The sequence below is a fragment of the Desulfovirgula thermocuniculi DSM 16036 genome (assembly GCF_000429345.1).
In the GTDB taxonomy this organism is placed as follows: Bacteria; Bacillota; Desulfotomaculia; order Desulfotomaculales; family Desulfovirgulaceae; genus Desulfovirgula; species Desulfovirgula thermocuniculi.
This window is the reverse complement of record NZ_KE386887.1, coordinates 78,600-97,295: the sequence shown is the minus strand read 5'-3', so window position 1 is coordinate 97,295 and position 18,696 is coordinate 78,600. Positions and strand designations below refer to the sequence as shown.

The following is an 18,696-nucleotide window of genomic DNA, read 5'->3' as shown; positions in this document are numbered from 1 at the left end:
TTACCTTTTAATTTAACGGGGGAGGGGGGCACAGGCGCCATGGCCAGGGACGCGCAGGAAAATACCGTGATGTTTAAAAAGGGAGCGGAGGAAGTTAGCCGCGCCAGAGAAATACTCGTGTCCGTGTACGAGGCTTTAAAAGAAAAAGGCTATAACCCCATCAACCAGCTTGTGGGCTACCTACTTTCGGGGGACCCGGCTTATATCACCAGCCACAAGAACGCCCGCAGCATGATCCGCCAGCTGGAGCGTGATGAGCTCTTGGAGGAGCTGGTAAGGAACTACCTGGAGAGAGGTTAGGCATTTTGGAATACCGCGTGCTGGGAAAAACGGGCATAAGGGTGTCCCGCCTCTGTTTCGGCACCCTTACCGTTGGCCCGCTGCAGGTCAACCTGCCGGTTGAAGAAGGCGCTGCCGTAATTCGCTACGCCCTGGAGGCGGGCGTTAATTTTCTCGACACGGCCGAGAGCTACCGCACTTACGCGCATATACGGAAAGCCCTGCAGGGCTGGGATGGGGAGGTAATTATCGCCACTAAGTCCTACGCCTACTCTCACCGCGGCATGAGGGAAAGCCTGGAGGAAGCCCTGAGGGCTTTAAGCCGCGACCATATTGATATTTTCCTCCTGCACGAGCAGGAGTCGGCTTTAACCCTGCGCGGCCACTGGGAGGCCTTCGAGTTTCTCCTGCAGGCCAGGGAGAAGGGGCTGGTCAGGGCCGTCGGTATTTCCACCCACAGCGTTGAAGGTGTGCGGGCTGCGGCCCGCGTGCCGGAAATAGACGTCATTCATCCCCTGGTCAACGTTGCCGGCGTGGGCATCCAGGGCGGAACGCGCGAGGACATGCTGGCGGCCATAGAGGAGGCGGCTGCCTTTGGAAAGGGCCTCTACGCCATGAAGGTGCTGGGTGGGGGCCATCTAATCGCCCGGGCCGAAGAGGCCTTTTCTTTTGCCCTGCAGATTCCCTACCTGGCCAGCGTAGCCGTGGGGATGCGGAGCAGGGAAGAGGTTGATTTTAACGTCAGGTTTTTCACGGGGAGGGAGGTACCTGCGGAGCTACGGCAGATCCTGGAAAAAAGGGAGCGGCGCCTGCACATTGAGGAGTGGTGCTGCGGCTGCGGGCGGTGCGTGGAGAAGTGCGGGGCGGGCGCCCTCTCGCTGTCCGGAGGGCGCGCCGTGGTGGACCACTCGCGCTGCCGGCTCTGCGGTTACTGCGGCGCGGCGTGCCCCCATTTTTGCATTAAGGTACTGTAAAGGAGAGCCGTGGCCATGCGCGTCATGGGCTTAGATGTGGGGGAGAAAAACGTAGGCGTGGCGCTGAGCGATCCCCTGGGCTTGACGGCTCAAGGTGTAGAGGTAATACCCAGGGATATAGGTGAAGGAAAGCTCCTGGAGAGGGTTAACAGGCTGGTGCAGGAGTACGGGGTGGAGAAAATTGTCGTGGGCCTGCCGCGCAATATGGACGGCTCCCTCGGCAGGCAGGGCCTGCGGGTGCTTGAATTTGCCCGGTGGCTCAGGGAGGCTACGGGGTTGCCGGTGGAAACGTGGGACGAGCGGCTCACCACCGTGGGGGCGGAGAGAATCCTGCTGGCCGCCGACGTGAGCAGGGCCAGGCGCCGGAAGGTGGTCGATAAGCTGGCGGCAGCTCTTATTCTGCAGGGTTATCTTGATTTTTATAATAAAAAAGAAAGAAGTGGGGAAAATTAACTTTGCGGGATGGAGGATCCTTGACAAGGGTTTTATCGTGGTATAGAATAGGCACAACTTTAGGTAAGGGGTGACCTGTATGCCCGAAGATCTGGAGCTGGAAGAAATAATTACGCTGGTCGATGAGGAGGGCCAGGAGAGGGATTTTGAGGTCATCGACATTTTACACCTGGAAGGAAAAAAGTATGCGGTGCTGCTTCCCGTAGAGGTCGGTGAGGATGAAGAGGAAGGGGAGGCCATCATCCTTCGGTTTGAGAGAGACGAGGACGGCAGCGAGATCCTCGTGGACATTGAAGACGACGAGGAATGGGAAAAAGTAGCCGATTACTGGGAAGAGATGGCCTCTCAGGAGGATGCCTAAGGGAGGTTATCGGTAGGGGCTAAAAGCTGGGGACAGGGCTACCTGCTCATCCAGCTTTTATGTTTGTATCCGGTGGGGCAGGGAACGGGGGATGCGCATTTTTTTAAAGGTAGCGGGCGTGGCCGCAACTATCCTTGCGTTGATGGCTACCGTAGGGCTGGCAGCCTTTTCTTTTGGGGGGGAGCGGGTGGTGGGCGGTGTGGTAGCCGGGGAGGTGAACCTTTCCGGCCTTACCCGGGAGGAGTGCCTTGAGGCCCTGCAGCCCTTGGAGGAAAGGCTGGCCGCCATGCCGGTAACCTTTACCTGGCAGGACCGCACCTGGACTCTACGCGCGGCAGAAATCGGCCTGCACCTGGATGCGGAAGCGACGGCCGCCAGGGCCCTGGAGGTGGGCAGGGAGGGTAGTTGGTGGCAGAGGCTGGCAACGCGCTGGCGCGCCAGGCGCGGAGGGCTGGATTTGCCCCTCGTCTACGCCGTCAACAGGGAAAAATTTACCCGGCAGGTGAGCGATCTCGCCGCCTCGATAGCCAGTCCACCCCAGGATGCCGCCTTTCGCGTGCTGCCGGGGGATGTCATTGAGATAATACCCGGGCGGGAGGGCCTGGAAGTTGACACGGAGCGGGCCTACCAGGACCTCTTGCTGGCCCTTGCCGCAGGGAACGCAGAACCGGTTATCGGCCTCAACCTCACCAGGGTAAAGCCGCGGGTGACGACCGAAGAAGTGCAGGCCATGGGTCTAAAGGGCCTCCTGGCCTCTTATACCACCAGGTTTGATCCGTCGGACATCGACCGGGCGTACAACATCCGCGTGGCCGCTGCCGCCCTGGACGGACTCCTGGTGCCTCCGGGCCAGGAAGTCTCTTTTAACAACGTGGTGGGGCCCCGCAGCCACGAAGCCGGGTACAAGAATGCACGGGTGATTGTTAATAACCAGTTTGTGGAAGGCCCGGGCGGCGGTGTCTGCCAGGTGAGCACTACCCTGTACAACGCGGTCTTGCTGGCCAACCTGGAAATCCTGGAGCGCACCAACCATTCCCTGCCGGTCTCGTATGTGCCCCTGGGGCGCGATGCCACGGTGGTTTACGGCTACATCGACTTGCGCTTCCGCAATAATACCGAAAGCTACCTTTACATCCGCTCTTATGTGGAGGGTGACCGGCTCACCTTTAAGATATACGGCAATACCGACTACAGGGTGCCGGTGGAGATCCGCACCCAGGTGGTGGAGGTGCTGGAGCCAAAGATCGTTCAGCAGGTGGACCCCAACCTCACGCGGGGCGAACAGGTGGTCAAGCAGAAGGGCTCGCGCGGCTACCGCGTTACCGCCCAGCGGGTGGTGCGTGAAGGGGACCGGGTTTATATGGAGAACCTGCCCGATAGTTTTTACGAGCCGGTAGATCAGGTGGTGGTCATCGGGGCAAAGGAGCCGAGCACCGGGCCGGTGGTACCGCCACCTGCGGGGCAGGAGAAAGAGCGTGACGCCCGGGAACCTGCTGCCGGGCCGGTTGCGCCGGGCCGCCGGGGACAGGAAGAGCCTTCCGGCTCCAGCCCTGGGGCGCCGGCTCGGGCTTCCCCCTCGGGGCAGGCCCCTCTTTCGGGAGGAGAATCCCCTCCGGGGCAGGCCTCACCGGAGGGGTGGCAGGAGCGGCAGCCCCAACCTTAAGGAAAACGCAAGGTAACCGTGGGAGCGGGGGATAGATGTTTCGCCGCCAAAAGTGGTTTTTGGCCGGAGGCATGATGGTATTTTTAGGAATCCTGGTGCTTGTCTGGGGAGTTTCTCTTTTTTACCCTCCTTGCCCGCCCGGCTTCGGGCGCACCGTCTCCGTAATCGTCCCGCGCCATGCTTCCACCGGGGAGATAGGTTGGCTTCTGCAGGAAAAGGGGCTGGTGCGCAGTGGCGGTGCGTTTAGCTTTTATGCCCGCTTAAAGGGGGTGGACAGCCAGCTCAAGGCGGGACGCTATACCTTTACCACCTCCATGCCGCTGGGGGAGTTAGTGGATCGCCTGGTAGCGGGGGAGGCCGAGGTAAGGGTGGTGACCATCCCCGAGGGCTTTACCGTTAACCAGATAGCCGACTTGCTGGAGAGGGAGGGCCTGGCTTCCCGCCAGGAATTTCTGACCGCGGCGGCAAATGCGGATTTTCCTTACCCATTTATTAAAAATCTTCCTCCCGGCCCAAACCGGCTTGAGGGCTACCTTTACCCGGACACTTACTACCTGGGATACAACCTTGCTCCGCAAGAGATTATAGAAATGATGCTCTCCCGCTTTGCCCAGAAGATGAAGGAGCTGGACTACAGCCGCAGGGCGGAGCAAGCAGGCCTTACGCTACATCAGGCGGTGACCATTGCCTCCATGGTCGAGAGGGAGGCAAAGGTGGACGAGGAGCGGCCCCTCATTGCCGGGGTAATCTTAAACCGGCTCAGGCTGGGCATGCCCCTCCAGGTGGACGCCACCGTGCAGTACGCCCTGGGAACGCACCGGGCAAAGCTCTACTACCGCGACCTGGGGGTTAACTCCCCTTACAACACGTACCTTTTCAGCGGCCTTCCCCCCGGCCCCATAGCCTGCCCGGGGGAAGCCTCGCTGCTGGCCGCCGTCTTGCCGGCCCGCACCGAATACCTCTATTATGTGGCCCGCCCTGACGGCACTCATGCCTTTGCCCGTACCCTGGAGGAGCACAACGCCAACAAGAAAAAGTATCAGTCGTAAGGGGTGGGAAGAGAAATTTCGTGCCCTTGAGGCGGGGATCGCGCAGTAGCTTTTTGAACTTTTTAAAAAATATGGGGAAAATTCTGGCAGGAAGCGTTGACTGCTTAGTATGGTTATAGTACGATAATAGTATAGTTGTTTTTCGTTGGGAGTGTGGGGTCTGGCAATGATTATCAAGGGGGAAAAAATCCGCGCCTTAAGGGAAGAGAGAGGCTATACCCTGCAGGATTTGGCCCGCCGGGCAAACCTGTCCCTTTCTTATTTAAGCGAAATCGAGAGGGGCTCCAAGAAGCCTTCGCTGAAGACGCTGGAAAAACTGGCCGCGGCCTTAAACGTACCCAAGACCCAGCTCATTGAGGGGGATGTGGTGGAGCGCGGCCTTTCCCTGGGGGATAAAATCCGCATCCTGCGCACGGAGAAAAAAATGTCCTTGCAGGAACTGGCCGAGCGTGCCGGCATTTCCCTTTCTTACCTGAGTGAAATTGAGCGCGGCACCGTATACCCCTCCCTTAACACCGTAAAGCGTATTGCCGAGGCGCTGGGTGTCCCTCCCACCTCCATCATGGGCCAGGAAGGCTCCCTGGGGTATAAGCTAAAAGCCCTGCGGGAAGAATACGGCCTCACCCAGGCGCAGCTGGCCAAGCTGGCCGGCGTTACCGCCGGGTTGATTGGTCAGATCGAGCAGGGCAAGGTACAGCCCTCCCTGAAGACGCTGGAAAAGCTGGCCGAGGTAATGGGTGTTTCGCCCTGCTATTTCATCATGGAGCCGGGGGCCGTCGACCAAATGCTGAGCCTGATGAACCCGGAACTAAGGGAATTGCTCATGCATCCCAACGTGCAGGCCGTTTTAAACCTGGTCTGCAATCTCAACCAAAAAGAGCTGCAGTTTATTCTGAACTTTATCCAGCTATTCAAGAGGTCGGGCTTAAGTTAACTATTGAAAGCGAAAATAAGGTTTAGTATAATAGAAAAGAGAAGACGATTAGGAGACATATCATGCCTGCCCTGGTCATTTCCGAACTTTGCGCCGGGTGCGGCGCCTGCGTGCTGGCCTGCCCGTACGGGGCCATTGCGGTTGCCGCCAAGGTGGCCAGAGTGAACGCGCAGCTGTGCCGCGAATGCGAGGAGTGTATCTTCAGCTGCCCTCAAGGGGCTATCACCATAGCCTAACCGTTAATAGCCTAAAAGGAGGTCGGTGTGTCCATGCCTCTTTATGACTTCCGCTGCGAGGAGTGCGGGCGCGAGTTTACCGTACTGGTGGGCATCGAAGAAAGGCACAAGGTAGCCTGCCCGCACTGCGAAAGCCGCCGCGTGAAGCAGCTTATTACCCCCTGTGCCGTGCAGGTGAAAGGGGGCGGCGGCAGTTGTGGCGGGACAAGCACTGCCGGTGCGGGAGGCGGGTGAGCCATCTGAAGCGCAGGGTCGGTGACCCTGAGCGACATTTAAACTATAAGGAGGGGGAACAAAAGTGGCCCTTGAGCTTAGCGCGAGCAATTTTGAAGAAGAGGTCTTGAAATCGGCCCAGCCGGTGCTGGTGGATTTCTGGGCTCCCTGGTGCGGGCCCTGCCGCAGCATGTCGCCCATCATTGAGGAGCTCTCCGGGGAATTTGCCGGACGGGCAAAAGTGGTCAAGGTAAACGTGGATGAAAACCGGGACCTGGCCGCCCGCTTTGGCGTGATGAGCATCCCCACGCTGGTGTTTTTCAAAGACGGCAGGGTAGTGGATCAAATAGTGGGCTTTACGCCTAAAGGCGTGCTGGCCAAAAAGCTGGAGAGCCTGCTTTAAAAATAAAAAAGGCCGAAAAGCCCTCCATTATTCAGGAGGGCTTTTCTTTTTAGGCCGCCGTTTCCTAGTGGAGCAGTTTTTCCAGCTCCTCGCGGTTAAAGCCCACCACCACCCGCTCGCCTACGGTAATCGTGGGCACGGCCAGCCGGCCTGTCTTGCGCACCATCTCGTTGCGCGCCACCTCGTCTTCGGCTACGTTTTTTTCCGTAAATTTAATACCTCTCTGTGAAAGAAACTCTTTCACCGTGCGGCAGTGGGGTCAGGTGGGTGTGGTGTAGACCGTTACCGGTTCCCCGGTCATGAAGAACGCCTCCCCCCAAGATAATATGCGCTTTATATTTTTTGCACAATGAAAAGGGAAAATATTCGCGCAAGTAAAATATATGATTACCGCTCCGGGAGGAGGGGTGGGCATTGGGCATTTGGAGGCGTTTGCGGGCGGCAATCCTGCGCTTACTGGTGCTGGCCGGGATCGTCGCGGTTATGGGCATGTCCTTTTGCCTGGCCGCTTTACTGGCCCTGGTGGTCAGCAACCTTCTGGCCTTTGACTTCTGGCCGCTGGCCATTATGGGCATGGCTTTCCTCAGCCTGGTGCTGCTGGCGCCATTGCTTGCGTTTCTGGAAGATGGTGGCTGGCTAAACTGGTGGCTCTAGTAAGGAGGAAAATTCTCTTAACATAGTGAAATAAATCTAGTAATGGAAGCATTATGTCAAAATAAGGGGCTGGGTGTCGAAATATGTCCGGCCGCCAGCAGCTGGAACGCATACTGGAAATAGACCGGCAAATCCGGGCCCTCAAATATCCCAATGCCCGCCGGCTGGCCAGAGAGCTGGAAGTGAGCGAGCGCACCATCTACCAGGACCGGCAGTTCATGGTGGACAGGCTGCGGGCGCCGCTGGCCTATGACCGCCGCCGCGGAGGCTGGTATTACACGGACCCTAACTGGGCGCTGCCTTCCGTACTGGTAACGGAGGGAGAGCTCTTGGCCTTTTTCTTAAGCGTGGAAGTTGCCAGGCGGTATCTGGGCACCGCCTTTGAGGGACCGCTTTGCTCAGCAGTGGAAAAGATAACGGCAGGCCTGAAGAGCCAGATCCAGGTGAGCCTGGGGGACTTGCGGGCCTGCTATATTTTTGCCCCTCCCCCGGTGGTATCGGTGAAAGAAGAGCTGCTCCTGGAACTGCATCGGGCTATCCAGTGCTGCCGGCAGGTAAAAATCCGCTACTATACGGCCAGCCGAGGGTGCCGGCAGGTCCGGGTGGTGGAGCCCTACCATCTCTACAACCTCCGCGGGGACTGGTACTTAATTGCTTTTGACCACCTCCGCCGTGACATGCGCACATTTCACGCCGGGCGCATAGAGGAGTGGGAGGTGCTAAACCAGGAATTTAAGCGCGACCCGGGCTTCTCGGTGGGAAAGTGGATGGCCCAGGCCTTTGTGGCCGAGCGGGGTGAGGAGCCGGTGGAGGTGGTGATAAAGTTTGACCCCTACCAGGCCCGCTACATCCGGGAACGATCCTGGCACCCCAGCCAGGAAATCGAAGAGCTTCCCGACGGCGGTCTCATCCTGCGCTTTTTTACCGGCGGCTTGGACGAAGTCAAGCGCTGGGTCATGGGCTACGGCAGCCACGCCGAGGTTCTGGCTCCCGAATCTTTGAGGCAGGCAATTAGGGAAGAGATCCAAAAGATGGCGCAGATTTACCGTTAAAAACTTTGCGGCACTGCACACTGGTTGCAGTGGGAAGTGGTAAAGTGGTGGTAGCGGTGACGGCTTGAAATATGGCTGAGGTGAGATCGATGGCGCAGGTGCACTGGACAGGACATCCCTTCGTGGATGCGGGGTTAGCAGCGCTGGCGGCGGCAGCAAAAGTTCAGCGGTTAGAGGATTTAATGCCTGAACATTTAGAGATAGCTACAAAGGAATTGGAACGAATCCTGCTCAGCGACCAGGCGCTGGGTATTGGGGTGGGCAAAGCCTTTTCGGGTCCCAAAAAAGCGCTGCAGCGAGTTTTTCCCAATAGCGAACTGGATAATCCCTCCAACTGGAGAGGCGAAACAGCGGAGGGGAAAGCGGAAAACGTACGGCGCAAGTTCCGTGAAGCACTGGCATCAGAATTGCGGAAAGCACAACAATGCTTGCAAGTCGCAGGTGGCGACGAGGTTTGCTTTGCCTGTGGTGAGCGCCGTCAAGCAGAGGCCATGGAGATACGGCGCAAGGACAAAATGCCGCTCTTGGAAGGCATCGTGAACTTTTATCCCGCCTTTGCTTATGGCGTTCGCATCTGCGGTTTGTGCGCGTTAGCGGTGCGGTTTTTGCCGATGGCAGTCATGCGTACGGGTGTCCAAAACCGCTTATGGTTTCTGCATACACAAGCGCTACCAGTTGCTACTGTTATTGCCCAAACTTACGGCTGGGAGCATTTTGACCGACACATCGCTGCCAATGAAATACTTGATTTTTTCAGCTCTTGGGAGACAGCGGGCGATGCAGGGACGGTGCTTTACTTGCTTTGCGAACTTTTAGAGCGTTTTGGCGACCAAGTGCGGGCGATTTATCAAAGCCCGCTGCCAACAACGGCATATGTTTTTTCCAACGACAACCGGGGCGGCTTCGTGCAAGCTCTTCCCGTCCCCAACGATTTACTTCGATTTTTGGCAAAGTTGCAACTGGAATCGAAGCACGCTTTCCAGCGCTTTTGGCGTGAGTTGATGCAAGTGCCGAATGGACTAAGCGAGAAAGAACGTAGGATCCGCATCGGGTTTGTACAGAGCGTCGCTCAACGGTTACTCAATGGCGATGCCCTTGTCGGCAGTTGCCTTGAGCCTGATATACCCAAACTGCACGGGGGGTGGATAGGACATCGCCTTTACCTTAAGGAGGTGCGGGGGATGGTTGTCGAGAAGTTGGCCATTATAGAACGGCTGGGCATTGCCATTGCCCAAAGTGACGACGCCAAAAAACGCCTCAACGAGTTACAGAGGGCGCAGAGGAACGAGCTTTACGGCGTGTTGCTTCGCTATGTACGGCAGGGTTGGCTCAAGCACGACGAATTTTACAGCCTGTTGCCCCCGAACGATTACGGGGCAGCCGGTGAGGTGCGGGACATCGTACTGGCAGTAGCTTACGAATGGAAGCGGTGCCAGGAGCAGGGTGAAGAATTTCCCGCTCTTGGAGGTCAAGCGACCTTCTCACCTGACGAAACGTTGTCCCGCCTTCAACAAATCGGCGAGCGGCTCATCGCTTCCTTGCCGAATCTTTCGCGTTGGATTGCGCAGTTGCAAACTGCCCGCCAAGCTGAGCGCATCCGAGATGTTTACTTGAGTGCCGTGCGTGCGGGTGCGATGGGTTTTGCCGATTTTGTGTTTCTCGCTCCACTGGATGACAGACACCGCCTTTGGCTTTTGCGCGATTACCTGCTGGCGTTTCTGTTTGACCGTGCTCCAGGGGCGGTGCCAGAAGAAGAGGAAATTGCCGCTGGCATAGGCGAGGTTCAACAAGGGCAAGCCAATGTATCTATCCTCACGACAGAATGAATACATATCTCGCCCCTATATTGCCAATAAAAGGTACTTTGCCAATTATAAGTGGAGGTGAAGTATGATGGCGTATCCTGTGTTAACAGGGGCCGTCCTCATTGAAACCAATGGTGCGGCGCTTAACAACGCTGGGCAAGATGAAGGAATCCGGGCCGATAATGCCGTCGTTGTGAAACAAATCCGCATTGGGCGGTTGCGCTACCCGTATGTGTCGGGGCAGGCGTGGCGCCGCTGGTGGCGGGAAGTGCTCTATGCCGACTTTGGCTGGACACCCAGTGAGGTGACGCGCGAAGCAAAAAGCGCGTATACAAAAGGCGACCCGATTTCTTATGAGGAAGACGATCTATTTGGCTACATGGCAGCAAGAAAGCGCCAGCGGCGGCGCGGTGAAGGCGATGAAGAGAGCGGAGCGGGAGGCACCTTCCGCCGCATCTCGCCCCTAAAAAATAGCTTACTCATCTCTGTTTTGCCCAATGTCATTGAGCGAGATTTCGGGCACTTCTCCCGAAACTTACCGCCCGGCGCTGACATCATCCCCTTTGAAACCGAACACTACACGACTTATTTCCAAGGCACCTTCACCCTCTCGCTGGGCGATGTGGGGCGGTTTGAAGTGGGAGAAATGTTCGACTTGTCCGATGAGACGCTTAGGGTTTATCAAAACGAACTGGAGCAAGTAGATGAACGTACTTACCGGCTGCCGTGCGATAAGCGCATCAGGCGCGTGCAAGATGTCCTGAAGGCATTAGCGCGCCTGCGCGGAGGGGCTCATCTGGCCCGCAACCTTTCCGACGTGGGCCCTGTCGTCGTTTTGGTGGGCTTTCTGGATGGCGGCAATGCGCCTTTCCAGCGTCTGTTTGAACCCGACGAGAACAACGAGCGGGTGCGACTGAATCTGAAACGGTTGCGCTCTGTGGTGGCAGACTACCAGGACCGCTTGCTGGTACCTCAAAGTGGAAAAGCTCTGTATTTCGGCTATCGCCCGACCGTGCTAGCCAATGAAAACGAGGTGCTCAAAGCCTTTGCCGAGGAGGCACCGTTTAAGGACTTCATTGAGATGTCGGGAACACCGCAGCAAGCGCTGGAGAAAGCAGCGGAGCAAGTGAAGCCGGTGTTCGAATGCTATAAATTGTAGCTCTCAGGGTGTATGCCCATGATAAGCGCTATCCGTATTGTGTTAACTGCCTATACGGCTTCCTTTCGAGTGCCCAGCTTTGTTGGGCACCAACTGACGCTGCCCGTACCGCCATTGTCCACGATCTATGGCTTACTGTCTGCAGCAGCGGGGCGATGGATTTTGCCTACTGAAGTAGAATGGCTGGCATACCGTTGTGAATATGAGGGCAAGGCGGTGGATTTAGAAGCAATCATTACGGTGGAGCGCTCTAAACCTACAGAAGCTGCGCGGCTTGTCGGACGCAATGTTCTCCAACGCGAGTTTTTGGTAATGCCCCGCCTGGCCCTCTACTTGCCTCCGGAATGGGAAGCAGCGTTTCGTAAACCGCGTTATCCTTTGCTTCTGGGACGCACGCAGGATGTCGCCGGTGTGGACTCCATAACGCCTGTTACCTTAGAGCCTGTTGACGAGGGCGAGGTAAGTGGGGTCTTGCTGCCCTTAGAACTGGTGGCGGACAGCCAGAACAGGGTAGGCGCATGGTTGCACAACTTACCCCTTGCCTTCACCGCTGAGCCTTACCGGAAATTGCTGGGCATGAAAATTTTCGGTGTAGTAGATGTCAGACACCGCCCTGCTTTTGTGCGAGCCTTCGGTTGGTTGGTGCGAGATACCACTGGTGGGACAGTAGTACCATTATATCGACGAGAGTGGGTAACTAAGAACTTAAATGTTGCTTTGTGAGGAAAGCGAATGATCCAAATTCCAAAGGGGACTTTTACGTGGGATTAACAAATTTAGAAAATGCGTTTTTGCTCTGGGGGATTGTAATATGACCATAGGAGAACCCCTAGCCAAATCAGGTGAGCGGGCGATTTCGTTGGCAGAGCATTCCCGCCAGGTCGCAGCTTATGCCCAAGCTGTAGCGGAAGCATATTGGGATCACTGGCGCCGCTTACTTGGTGACAAACAGGCGGAGCGGTTGCGGCAGGCCCTTATCATCGCTGCTCTTGCCCATGACTTGGGCAAAGCTGCAAGCGGCTTTCAGCGCAGCCTTACGGACGGATGGTTTCGCTGGGAATTTCGCCACGAGGTCTTATCGGCAGCGCTGCTGCTTGCCGCTGACATGGACGATGACATACAGGCGCTGGCGGTTGCGGCTGTGCTCACCCACCACCGTGATCTGAGCGATGCCCAACTTTTAGGCGATGCGGGCTTTGTACCCTTACCCGAACCCGACATCGTGGAAAGCGCCGTTCGGAAGTTTCGCGAAAAAGCCGATGAGTTGCAAGCCTTTTGGGCGTGGTTACAAAAATTTTGCAAAGAGCAATCTGAACTGCACGGGTTATGCTTACCCAAAATGCCGGAACAAATGCCGCTACCTGCCGGTTTTATAGAAGGCCTAAAATCGGAAACCGGCAATGAGACCCTCTTCTGTAACAAAAAATCTTTAGCCTTACTTCTTGTACGCGGCTGGCTCATGGCAGCGGATCATGCGGTCAGTGCGGGCGTGTCGGAGTTCAAAAACGCTCTCCCTGAGCCACCAATGCCACCTTTTTTACGTCCATTCCAAAAGCGTGCGGGCGAGCATGAAGGCCATGCTTTTTTGGAGGCGCCGACGGGTTCGGGCAAAACACTGGCTGCTTTACTGTGGACGCGACGCAACCGTCAGCATAATGAGCGGATTTTTTATCTTTTGCCGTACCAGGCTAGCATTGAAGCAATGGCGGATACTTTGGAAGAGAGATTCGGTAAAGAAAATGTGGGGACTGTTCATGCGCGGGCGCTGGATTATGCCTTCCGGGAATATTTTGAGCGTAGTGGCGAGTATGAAGTGGCCGCAGCACAGGCCAAATCCGAAGCCGACGTCAATCGCCTTATCCATAAGCCCATTAAAGTCGCTACGCCCTTTCAGTTGCTCAAGTGGTTTTTCGGCATTCCGCGCTTTGAAATCGGCGTCAGCGAAATGCTCGGCGGGTTATTCATCTTTGACGAGATTCATGCCTACGATGCCCATACGGTTGCGCTTATTGTCGAGATGGTGCGGGTGCTAAAAAAACTGGGCGGGCGTTGCCTCTTCATGAGCGCCACCTTCCCTCCCTTTTTAAAGGAGTTGCTTAAAGAGGCGTTGGGTGAGCCAGCTGCCGAATTCGGCTTGGAGGGTGGTGATGCCCAATGGGCACAACAATTCCTTGCTCGAGTGCGTCATCGCTTGCGCTGGCATGATGAACCCCTTGAAGCGCTTGTACCGGCTATCGTGAAAGCCGCCGCAAATAAAAAGCGCGTGCTCGTCGTCGCCAACCGCGTGGCCCAGGCCCAGGAACTATACCGGCAGTTGCAAAAGCAGCTAGACGGCGTTCATCTCTTGCACGGACGCTTTACCCGTCGTGATCGGGTGGCCAAGGAAAAAGCAATCCTCGGAACATTGCAAGGTAGAGAGGATGCTGATGTGCGTGTGCTTGTGGCCACGCAAGTAGTGGAGGTATCGCTGGATGTCAGTTTTGACACCATCTTCACGGAAATTGCTCCTGTTGACGACTTATTGCAGCGCTTTGGGCGGGTGAACCGCTACGGCGAGCATCCTGAAGGCGTGGAAGTTCATGTGACGCGGGAATTTAACGCTGAGCAGTTACGGCGCGTTTATGATTTAGAGCGCTTACAGGGGACACTGGAAAGTGCGCCGCCTGACGGCGAGCCATTAACGGTGGAAGTCGCTGCCGAGTGGGTGCGTCAGGTATATCGTAATGGCTGGACAGCCAAAGAACGCAAGCGGTTTGAGCAGGCTCAGAACGCTTTTCAAACCGTGCTTAATTCTTTGCGCCCCTTATACCGCATGCCTGAAGGTGAAGAACAATTCCGCAACATGTTTCAAGGTGTGGAAGTGCTGCCTCGCTGCTTATATCCGGAGTATGAAGAGCATCGTACCCAAAAGCATTTTCTCCTCGCAACACAGCTGTTAGTGCCCGTCCCGCTTGGTACTTTCTGGATGCTAAACAATGCGGGAAGACTTACGCCCTTAAAAGACGGCACGTTGGTAGCAAATGTTGCATATGACCCCGAATTGGGTTTGCTGCCCGGGGAGGTCGACTTGGATGTCGGCTTCATCGCTTGACCTGATGACCGACGAAGAATTTGCCGAACTGCGAACGAACGGTATTAAGATCAACTACTGGGTGGTATGCCACCGCAAAGTATGGTTGTATGCCAAAGGACTGCGCATGGAGCCGTTATCGGAAAGGGTGGCGTTGGGGCGTCTGCTTCACGAGCGTGCCTACCCCGATTTATCCAGGCGGGAAGTGCTCATTGACGATCTCATCAAGATAGACTTGCTGGAAGCGGAAAGCAAGGTGTTGGAAATCAAGCACTCTCGCAAGCTTGTGGATGCCGCCCGCCTGCAGGTTGCCTACTACCTCCTTTATTTGAGGCGCCTGGGTGCCGGGGACTTGGCCGGTGAGTTGCGATTTCCAAAGGAGCGGCGCAGGGAGGAAGTTCATCTGACGCCTGAGCTGGAAGCCGCCGTTATGGAAGCCCTGCGGGGCATCCGCCGGGTTGAACAGCTGCCCTCACCGCCACAAGCAAACTTTATGCCCACTTGCCGCATTTGTGCATACTGTGAGCTATGCTGGGGGTAAGAGGTGACCGGTTTGGCCCGTAGCTACTACATTTTTCGCAATGGCCGCCTGCGGCGGCGGCAAAACACACTCTACCTTGAGCAGGAAGATGAAACCGGTGAAATTACCCGCCAACCCATTCCCATTGAAGATGTGCACGATATTTACCTTTTTGGGGAAATTGACCTAAACACAAAACTACTTAACTTCCTTGCCCAAAACGGGGTAGTCGTCCATTTCTTTAACTACCACGGTTTTTACGCCGGCAGTTTTTACCCGCGCGAAACAAATATCAGCGGCCACCTGATGGTCAAACAGGTAGAACACTACCTGGATTTACCAAAGCGGATGCTTCTCGCCCGCGAGTTTGTCAGTAGTGCCCTCTACCACATTAGGCGCAATCTCAACTATTACAGCCACAGGGGTAAGGCCGTAGGAAGCTCGCTGGCCGTGGTGGAACGGTGCATGGAAAGACTTGCCGCGTGCGAGAGCGTTCCCGAATTGATGCGCGAAGAGGGGCAGGCCAGGGAAGCGTATTACGCCGCCTTTAACGAAATTTTGGAGCTGGAAGAGCCCTTCGAGAAGCGGGTGCGGCGCCCGCCCGACAATATGCTTAATGCCCTGATCTCATTCCTTAACACCCTCATCTATACGGCCACCCTTTCAGAGATTTATGTGACGCAGTTAAATCCCACCATCAGCTACCTGCACGAGCCTTCCCAGCGCCGCTTTTCCCTGGCACTGGACATAGCCGAAATTTTTAAGCCCCTGGTTGGGGACCGTGTGCTTTTCCGCCTGCTCAACCGGGGCGTCATTGATGAAGAGGATTTCGTGGGCCTGGGCGAGGCGCCGGCAGTCTATCTTAAAGAGAAGGCGCGGAAAACCGTAGTCCGTGAGCTGGAAGAAACATTGCAAACAACGGTTTATCACCGGAGGCTAAAGCGCAACGTATCCTACCGTCACTTAATTCGCCTTGAGGCCTATAAGATCATCCGGCATCTCACGGGCATGGAGCCTTACAGGTCTCTTAGAGCCTGGTGGTGAGGGTATGTACGTGGTCATCGTGTACGACGTGGAACAGGCGCGCGTGGCCAAAGTGTGCCAGTATCTGCGGCGCTTTTTGCACTGGGTGCAGAACAGTGCCTTTGAAGGAGAATTGAGCGAATCCCAGCTGGAACGCTTAAAGTTGGGGTTAAAAAACCTCATCGATCCCGACTACGATAGTGTTTATATCTACCGCCTGCCACATAAGAAGTACCTGCGAAAAGAGATTATGGGACAGGAAAAGGCCCTTATAGACCAAATCCTGGATTGACTTCCTCCCTAGGGCTAAAGCCCGGGGATTCCTTCAGGCGGCTTACGCCGCCATCCGGCTACCGCTCGCCGTTTTAGGCGTACCGGCGGCAGATTCGAAGCGGCTTACCCACCGATGGCGGTTCCACCGGAGGGCAAGCGGCTTCAGGGGCGTAGCCTCCGCCCCGTGCCCCTTCGAGGAGCCCAAAAGCAGTATGTTGAGCGCCGCGTTGGCGTCGGCGTGCCAGACGTAGCCGCATCTTTTGCACACCGCCTTGTGCCGGACGGGACGCCCAGTGGGAGAGCCGCAGACGGCGCACCTGGAAGAGGTCCCGTGCGGTTCGACGGGAACGACTTTTATCCCGGCCCGGGCGCAGGCGGCTTCGACAAGCTTCTTCAGCATCCTGAAAGCCCAGAAGTTGTGCACCAGGAAGTTCTTCGGCCCGAAGTCCATGTCTTCCCGGATGCCTGCCAGATCTTCGATGAATAGCGTGGTCACGCGGTGCTGCTTCAGGATGCGTGCGATTTCCGCGGCCAGGGCAACGAAGGCGTGTCTGAGCCTGTGGGCGCGAACCAGGTAGAGCCTTCCCAACTGCCGGGAAGTTTTACGCCCGGCCCGGTTCAGCCTGGACTGCTCTTCTGCGATTCGCTTAGTCCAGTACAGGAAGTCCTTCCAAACTTTGCGGCCGGAAAAGAGAATCTGGCGATTTAAGCCTTCGACGGCCAGGGCTGCCAGTACCCTGGTGCCGAGGTCTAAAGCGGCGCATTTCTCGGGCCGGGTTTTTCTTGCTGGTTCCGGCACTTCCACGACCTGGTGGGCGTACCAGCGCTTCTTCACCCGGTCGTGCCTGAGTTCCAGGGTCTTTGGGGTGCCGGAGAAGCGCAGGACGCCCTTCGTATGTAGGACCAGGCGGCTGTTGCCGTCCCGCAGGTCTGCGGGCAGAGTTAGGGAAAGCGTCCTGGCGTCTAGGGAGTAGGACCGTGGGGACTTGACCGGGATTAGCTTGACCAGCCTCTTCCCCGTGCGGCGATCTTTCCAATACCTTGGGAGACCGGGCCGCTTCTCCAGTTTGCCCTTCTTCCAGAGCCGCAAGCAAGCGAAGAAGGAGTCCCACGCCTTCCTGAGCTTTTTCAAAACCTCCTGCGCGATGTCTGACGGCAGGGCTTTGTACGCGGGGTGGTTTTGGAACTCCGCGCACAAGGTGGCGTAGGAAGGCATGGGTTCCCTCTTCAGGAACGCCTGGCGGCAGCGGAAGTTGGCAGCGTTCCAGAGCGCAGCGCAGCGGTCTCCCAGGGTTTCGAGGACTTTGGCTTGCTCTTTTGAGAAGAGCACGCGGACGATATTGCAGCGCTTCATGTTTTTATGATACCACAATTTGGCCGAAAGAAAAAAATTACCGCGCCTTCCTCCCCAGGCTTTTAAAAGCCGGGGCCTCCGGAGCGGAAAGGGTGGTGAAGGTTAAAAATGCGCTTGCACATTGTGTTTAACACTGGGAAACCAATAACTTTACCCTGGCATTACCCGCACCTCCTGCACGGTTTTTTGTACGGGGCCATTGCCAGGGCCCGCCCACAGTTGGGTAGCTTCCTGCATGAACAGGGCTTTGTGGCCGAAAGCCACCGCTACAAGATGGTGGTGTTCTCAAAACTTTATCCCCGCCGCGCCGCTACCTGTAGCGCGGGCCTGACCCTAACGCCTCCCATTCACTGGTGGGTTTCCTCCCCCCTCGCTGCGCCCATGGAGGCGCTGGCCGTAACCCTGTTGGCGGAAGGAGAGGCAATTTTGGGGACCAATCGTTTGGCGGTGGAAAGGATAGAGGTAGAGCCGGTCCCTGAGCTGGAGGGGCGCGTGTTATGTGAGACCATCTCACCCCTGGTGGCCTCGACCGGCGTTATGTCGGGGGGCAAGCTGCGGAAACAATTTCTATCTCCCGATGAACCGCGTTTTTGGGAAGTATTGGAGGTAAATTTGCTCCGCAAGGCTTATGCCTTGGAGGTGCCGGTTAAAGAGGGGGCGCGGGTACGGTTTGAAAGGATAGGAGAGTGGCGTTCCAAGCTGTTGACGGTGCAGGGAACACAGGTGCGGTGTTATGAAGGGCGATTTGCTTTGGAGGGAGAAAAAAGCCTGCTCCTCTTGGCGTACGAAGCCGGCCTGGGGGAGAGGAACATGCAGGGATTTGGCATGTTCCGTGTGGTACCTACCCGGAGGCGGTAACTTGCAGTTCTACAGGGGCATATGGAGGGGATAACCCATCCGGTGCTTGCATGGATTCCCAGACTCGTATTATAATTGCCGTCGAACACGGTTTTTCCGGATCTAATTTGGTTTTTCCTGGTAGTGCTTATAGGGCGGAGCAAGATTTTATGCAAGTTTCCGTTTATAATTGGTGCCGTCGATCCCCGGTTAAAATCCGCCTACCCGGGATTTGCGGCTACCCTGAATCACCAAGCCATTAAAAATACTCGATTTTTTCGTTGGTTCAAATCGAACCATTGTGGGATTGAAACATATCGGCCTTAAACGGAGCGTTGAAACTCCAGCCGGTTCAAATCGAACCATTGTGGGATTGAAACGCAG

General features: G+C 56.4%; 22 protein-coding genes. 20 read left to right on the top strand and 2 right to left on the bottom strand.

The features are described 5' to 3' along the window. Positions 1-39 precede the first annotated feature (39 nt). The 10 genes from G454_RS0115830 to trxA all read left to right on the top strand — a co-directional run bounded on the left by G454_RS0115830 (position 40) and on the right by trxA (position 6,565). Complete coding sequence (locus G454_RS0115830) at positions 40-300, top strand: IreB family regulatory phosphoprotein (protein WP_027719335.1); 261 nt, start codon at positions 40-42, stop codon at positions 298-300. Positions 301-305: 5 nt separating this feature from the next. Further along, the gene (locus tag G454_RS0115825) at positions 306-1,253 is read left to right on the top strand and encodes an aldo/keto reductase (protein ID WP_027719334.1); all 948 of its coding nucleotides are present in this window, start codon (positions 306-308) and stop codon (positions 1,251-1,253) included. A gap of 15 nt (positions 1,254-1,268) precedes the next feature. Next, complete coding sequence (gene ruvX / locus G454_RS0115820; protein ID WP_027719333.1) at positions 1,269-1,706, top strand: Holliday junction resolvase RuvX; 438 nt, start codon at positions 1,269-1,271, stop codon at positions 1,704-1,706. 79 nt (positions 1,707-1,785) lie between these two features. Continuing rightward, complete coding sequence (locus G454_RS0115815) at positions 1,786-2,067, top strand: DUF1292 domain-containing protein (RefSeq protein ID WP_027719332.1); 282 nt, start codon at positions 1,786-1,788, stop codon at positions 2,065-2,067. Between the two features lie 91 nt (positions 2,068-2,158). Further along, the gene (locus tag G454_RS19875) at positions 2,159-3,730 is read left to right on the top strand and encodes a VanW family protein (RefSeq protein ID WP_051276611.1); all 1,572 of its coding nucleotides are present in this window, start codon (positions 2,159-2,161) and stop codon (positions 3,728-3,730) included. A gap of 35 nt (positions 3,731-3,765) precedes the next feature. Continuing rightward, positions 3,766-4,779: an endolytic transglycosylase MltG gene (gene mltG / locus G454_RS0115805; protein ID WP_051276609.1), complete on the top strand. Its 1,014-nt coding sequence runs from the start codon at positions 3,766-3,768 to the stop codon at positions 4,777-4,779. A 166-nt stretch (positions 4,780-4,945) separates the two neighbouring features. Next, positions 4,946-5,713: a helix-turn-helix domain-containing protein gene (locus tag G454_RS0115800; protein ID WP_027719330.1), complete on the top strand. Its 768-nt coding sequence runs from the start codon at positions 4,946-4,948 to the stop codon at positions 5,711-5,713. Positions 5,714-5,775: 62 nt separating this feature from the next. Continuing rightward, positions 5,776-5,949 carry a 4Fe-4S binding protein gene (locus tag G454_RS0115795; protein ID WP_027719329.1) on the top strand — a complete coding sequence of 58 codons (174 nt, stop codon included), beginning with the start codon at positions 5,776-5,778 and terminating at the stop codon, positions 5,947-5,949. A 33-nt stretch (positions 5,950-5,982) separates the two neighbouring features. Then, the gene (locus G454_RS0115790; RefSeq protein ID WP_027719328.1) at positions 5,983-6,183 is read left to right on the top strand and encodes an FmdB family zinc ribbon protein; all 201 of its coding nucleotides are present in this window, start codon (positions 5,983-5,985) and stop codon (positions 6,181-6,183) included. A 64-nt stretch (positions 6,184-6,247) separates the two neighbouring features. Further along, positions 6,248-6,565 (top strand): thioredoxin, encoded by a 318-nt coding sequence (gene trxA, locus G454_RS0115785; protein WP_027719327.1) that lies wholly within the window; start codon positions 6,248-6,250, stop codon positions 6,563-6,565. Positions 6,566-6,629: 64 nt separating this feature from the next. Here trxA and G454_RS19870 read toward each other — a convergent pair whose 3' ends face one another. Next, a complete protein-coding gene (locus tag G454_RS19870; protein ID WP_084413558.1) occupies positions 6,630-6,866 on the bottom strand; it encodes a glutaredoxin family protein in 237 nt (78 codons plus the stop codon). A gap of 113 nt (positions 6,867-6,979) precedes the next feature. On the opposite strand from G454_RS19870, the gene G454_RS0115775 reads away from it, so the two are divergent. The 9 genes from G454_RS0115775 to cas2 all read left to right on the top strand — a co-directional run bounded on the left by G454_RS0115775 (position 6,980) and on the right by cas2 (position 16,140). Beyond that, positions 6,980-7,219, top strand: coding sequence for a hypothetical protein (locus G454_RS0115775; RefSeq protein ID WP_027719326.1), 240 nt, complete (start codon positions 6,980-6,982; stop codon positions 7,217-7,219). An 83-nt stretch (positions 7,220-7,302) separates the two neighbouring features. After that, a complete protein-coding gene (locus tag G454_RS0115770) occupies positions 7,303-8,271 on the top strand; it encodes a helix-turn-helix transcriptional regulator (RefSeq protein WP_027719325.1) in 969 nt (322 codons plus the stop codon). A 71-nt stretch (positions 8,272-8,342) separates the two neighbouring features. Continuing rightward, complete coding sequence (cas8a1, locus tag G454_RS0115765) at positions 8,343-10,097, top strand: type I-B CRISPR-associated protein Cas8b1/Cst1 (RefSeq protein ID WP_027719324.1); 1,755 nt, start codon at positions 8,343-8,345, stop codon at positions 10,095-10,097. A gap of 67 nt (positions 10,098-10,164) precedes the next feature. After that, positions 10,165-11,235, top strand: coding sequence for a type I-B CRISPR-associated protein Cas7/Cst2/DevR (gene cas7i / locus G454_RS0115760; protein ID WP_027719323.1), 1,071 nt, complete (start codon positions 10,165-10,167; stop codon positions 11,233-11,235). A gap of 18 nt (positions 11,236-11,253) precedes the next feature. After that, positions 11,254-11,958: a type I-B CRISPR-associated protein Cas5b gene (gene cas5b, locus G454_RS20650; RefSeq protein ID WP_169719391.1), complete on the top strand. Its 705-nt coding sequence runs from the start codon at positions 11,254-11,256 to the stop codon at positions 11,956-11,958. 88 nt (positions 11,959-12,046) lie between these two features. Then, positions 12,047-14,326 carry a CRISPR-associated helicase/endonuclease Cas3 gene (locus tag G454_RS0115750; RefSeq protein WP_027719322.1) on the top strand — a complete coding sequence of 760 codons (2,280 nt, stop codon included), beginning with the start codon at positions 12,047-12,049 and terminating at the stop codon, positions 14,324-14,326. After that, positions 14,307-14,846 carry a CRISPR-associated protein Cas4 gene (cas4, locus tag G454_RS0115745; protein ID WP_051276603.1) on the top strand — a complete coding sequence of 180 codons (540 nt, stop codon included), beginning with the start codon at positions 14,307-14,309 and terminating at the stop codon, positions 14,844-14,846. Before G454_RS0115750 ends, cas4 begins: the two co-directional genes overlap by 20 nt. Before the next feature lie 12 nt (positions 14,847-14,858). Further along, positions 14,859-15,869: a type I-B CRISPR-associated endonuclease Cas1b gene (gene cas1b, locus G454_RS0115740; protein WP_027719320.1), complete on the top strand. Its 1,011-nt coding sequence runs from the start codon at positions 14,859-14,861 to the stop codon at positions 15,867-15,869. 4 nt (positions 15,870-15,873) lie between these two features. Beyond that, entirely contained in the window at positions 15,874-16,140 is a 267-nt protein-coding gene (gene cas2 / locus G454_RS0115735; RefSeq protein WP_027719319.1) for a CRISPR-associated endonuclease Cas2, read from the top strand. A 42-nt stretch (positions 16,141-16,182) separates the two neighbouring features. On the opposite strand, the gene G454_RS0115730 is transcribed toward cas2, so the two are convergent. Then, complete coding sequence (locus G454_RS0115730) at positions 16,183-17,493, bottom strand: RNA-guided endonuclease InsQ/TnpB family protein (RefSeq protein ID WP_245574436.1); 1,311 nt, start codon at positions 17,491-17,493, stop codon at positions 16,183-16,185. Between the two features lie 90 nt (positions 17,494-17,583). On the opposite strand from G454_RS0115730, the gene cas6 reads away from it, so the two are divergent. Then, positions 17,584-18,333, top strand: coding sequence for a CRISPR-associated endoribonuclease Cas6 (gene cas6, locus G454_RS0115725; RefSeq protein ID WP_027719317.1), 750 nt, complete (start codon positions 17,584-17,586; stop codon positions 18,331-18,333). Positions 18,334-18,696 lie beyond the last annotated feature (363 nt).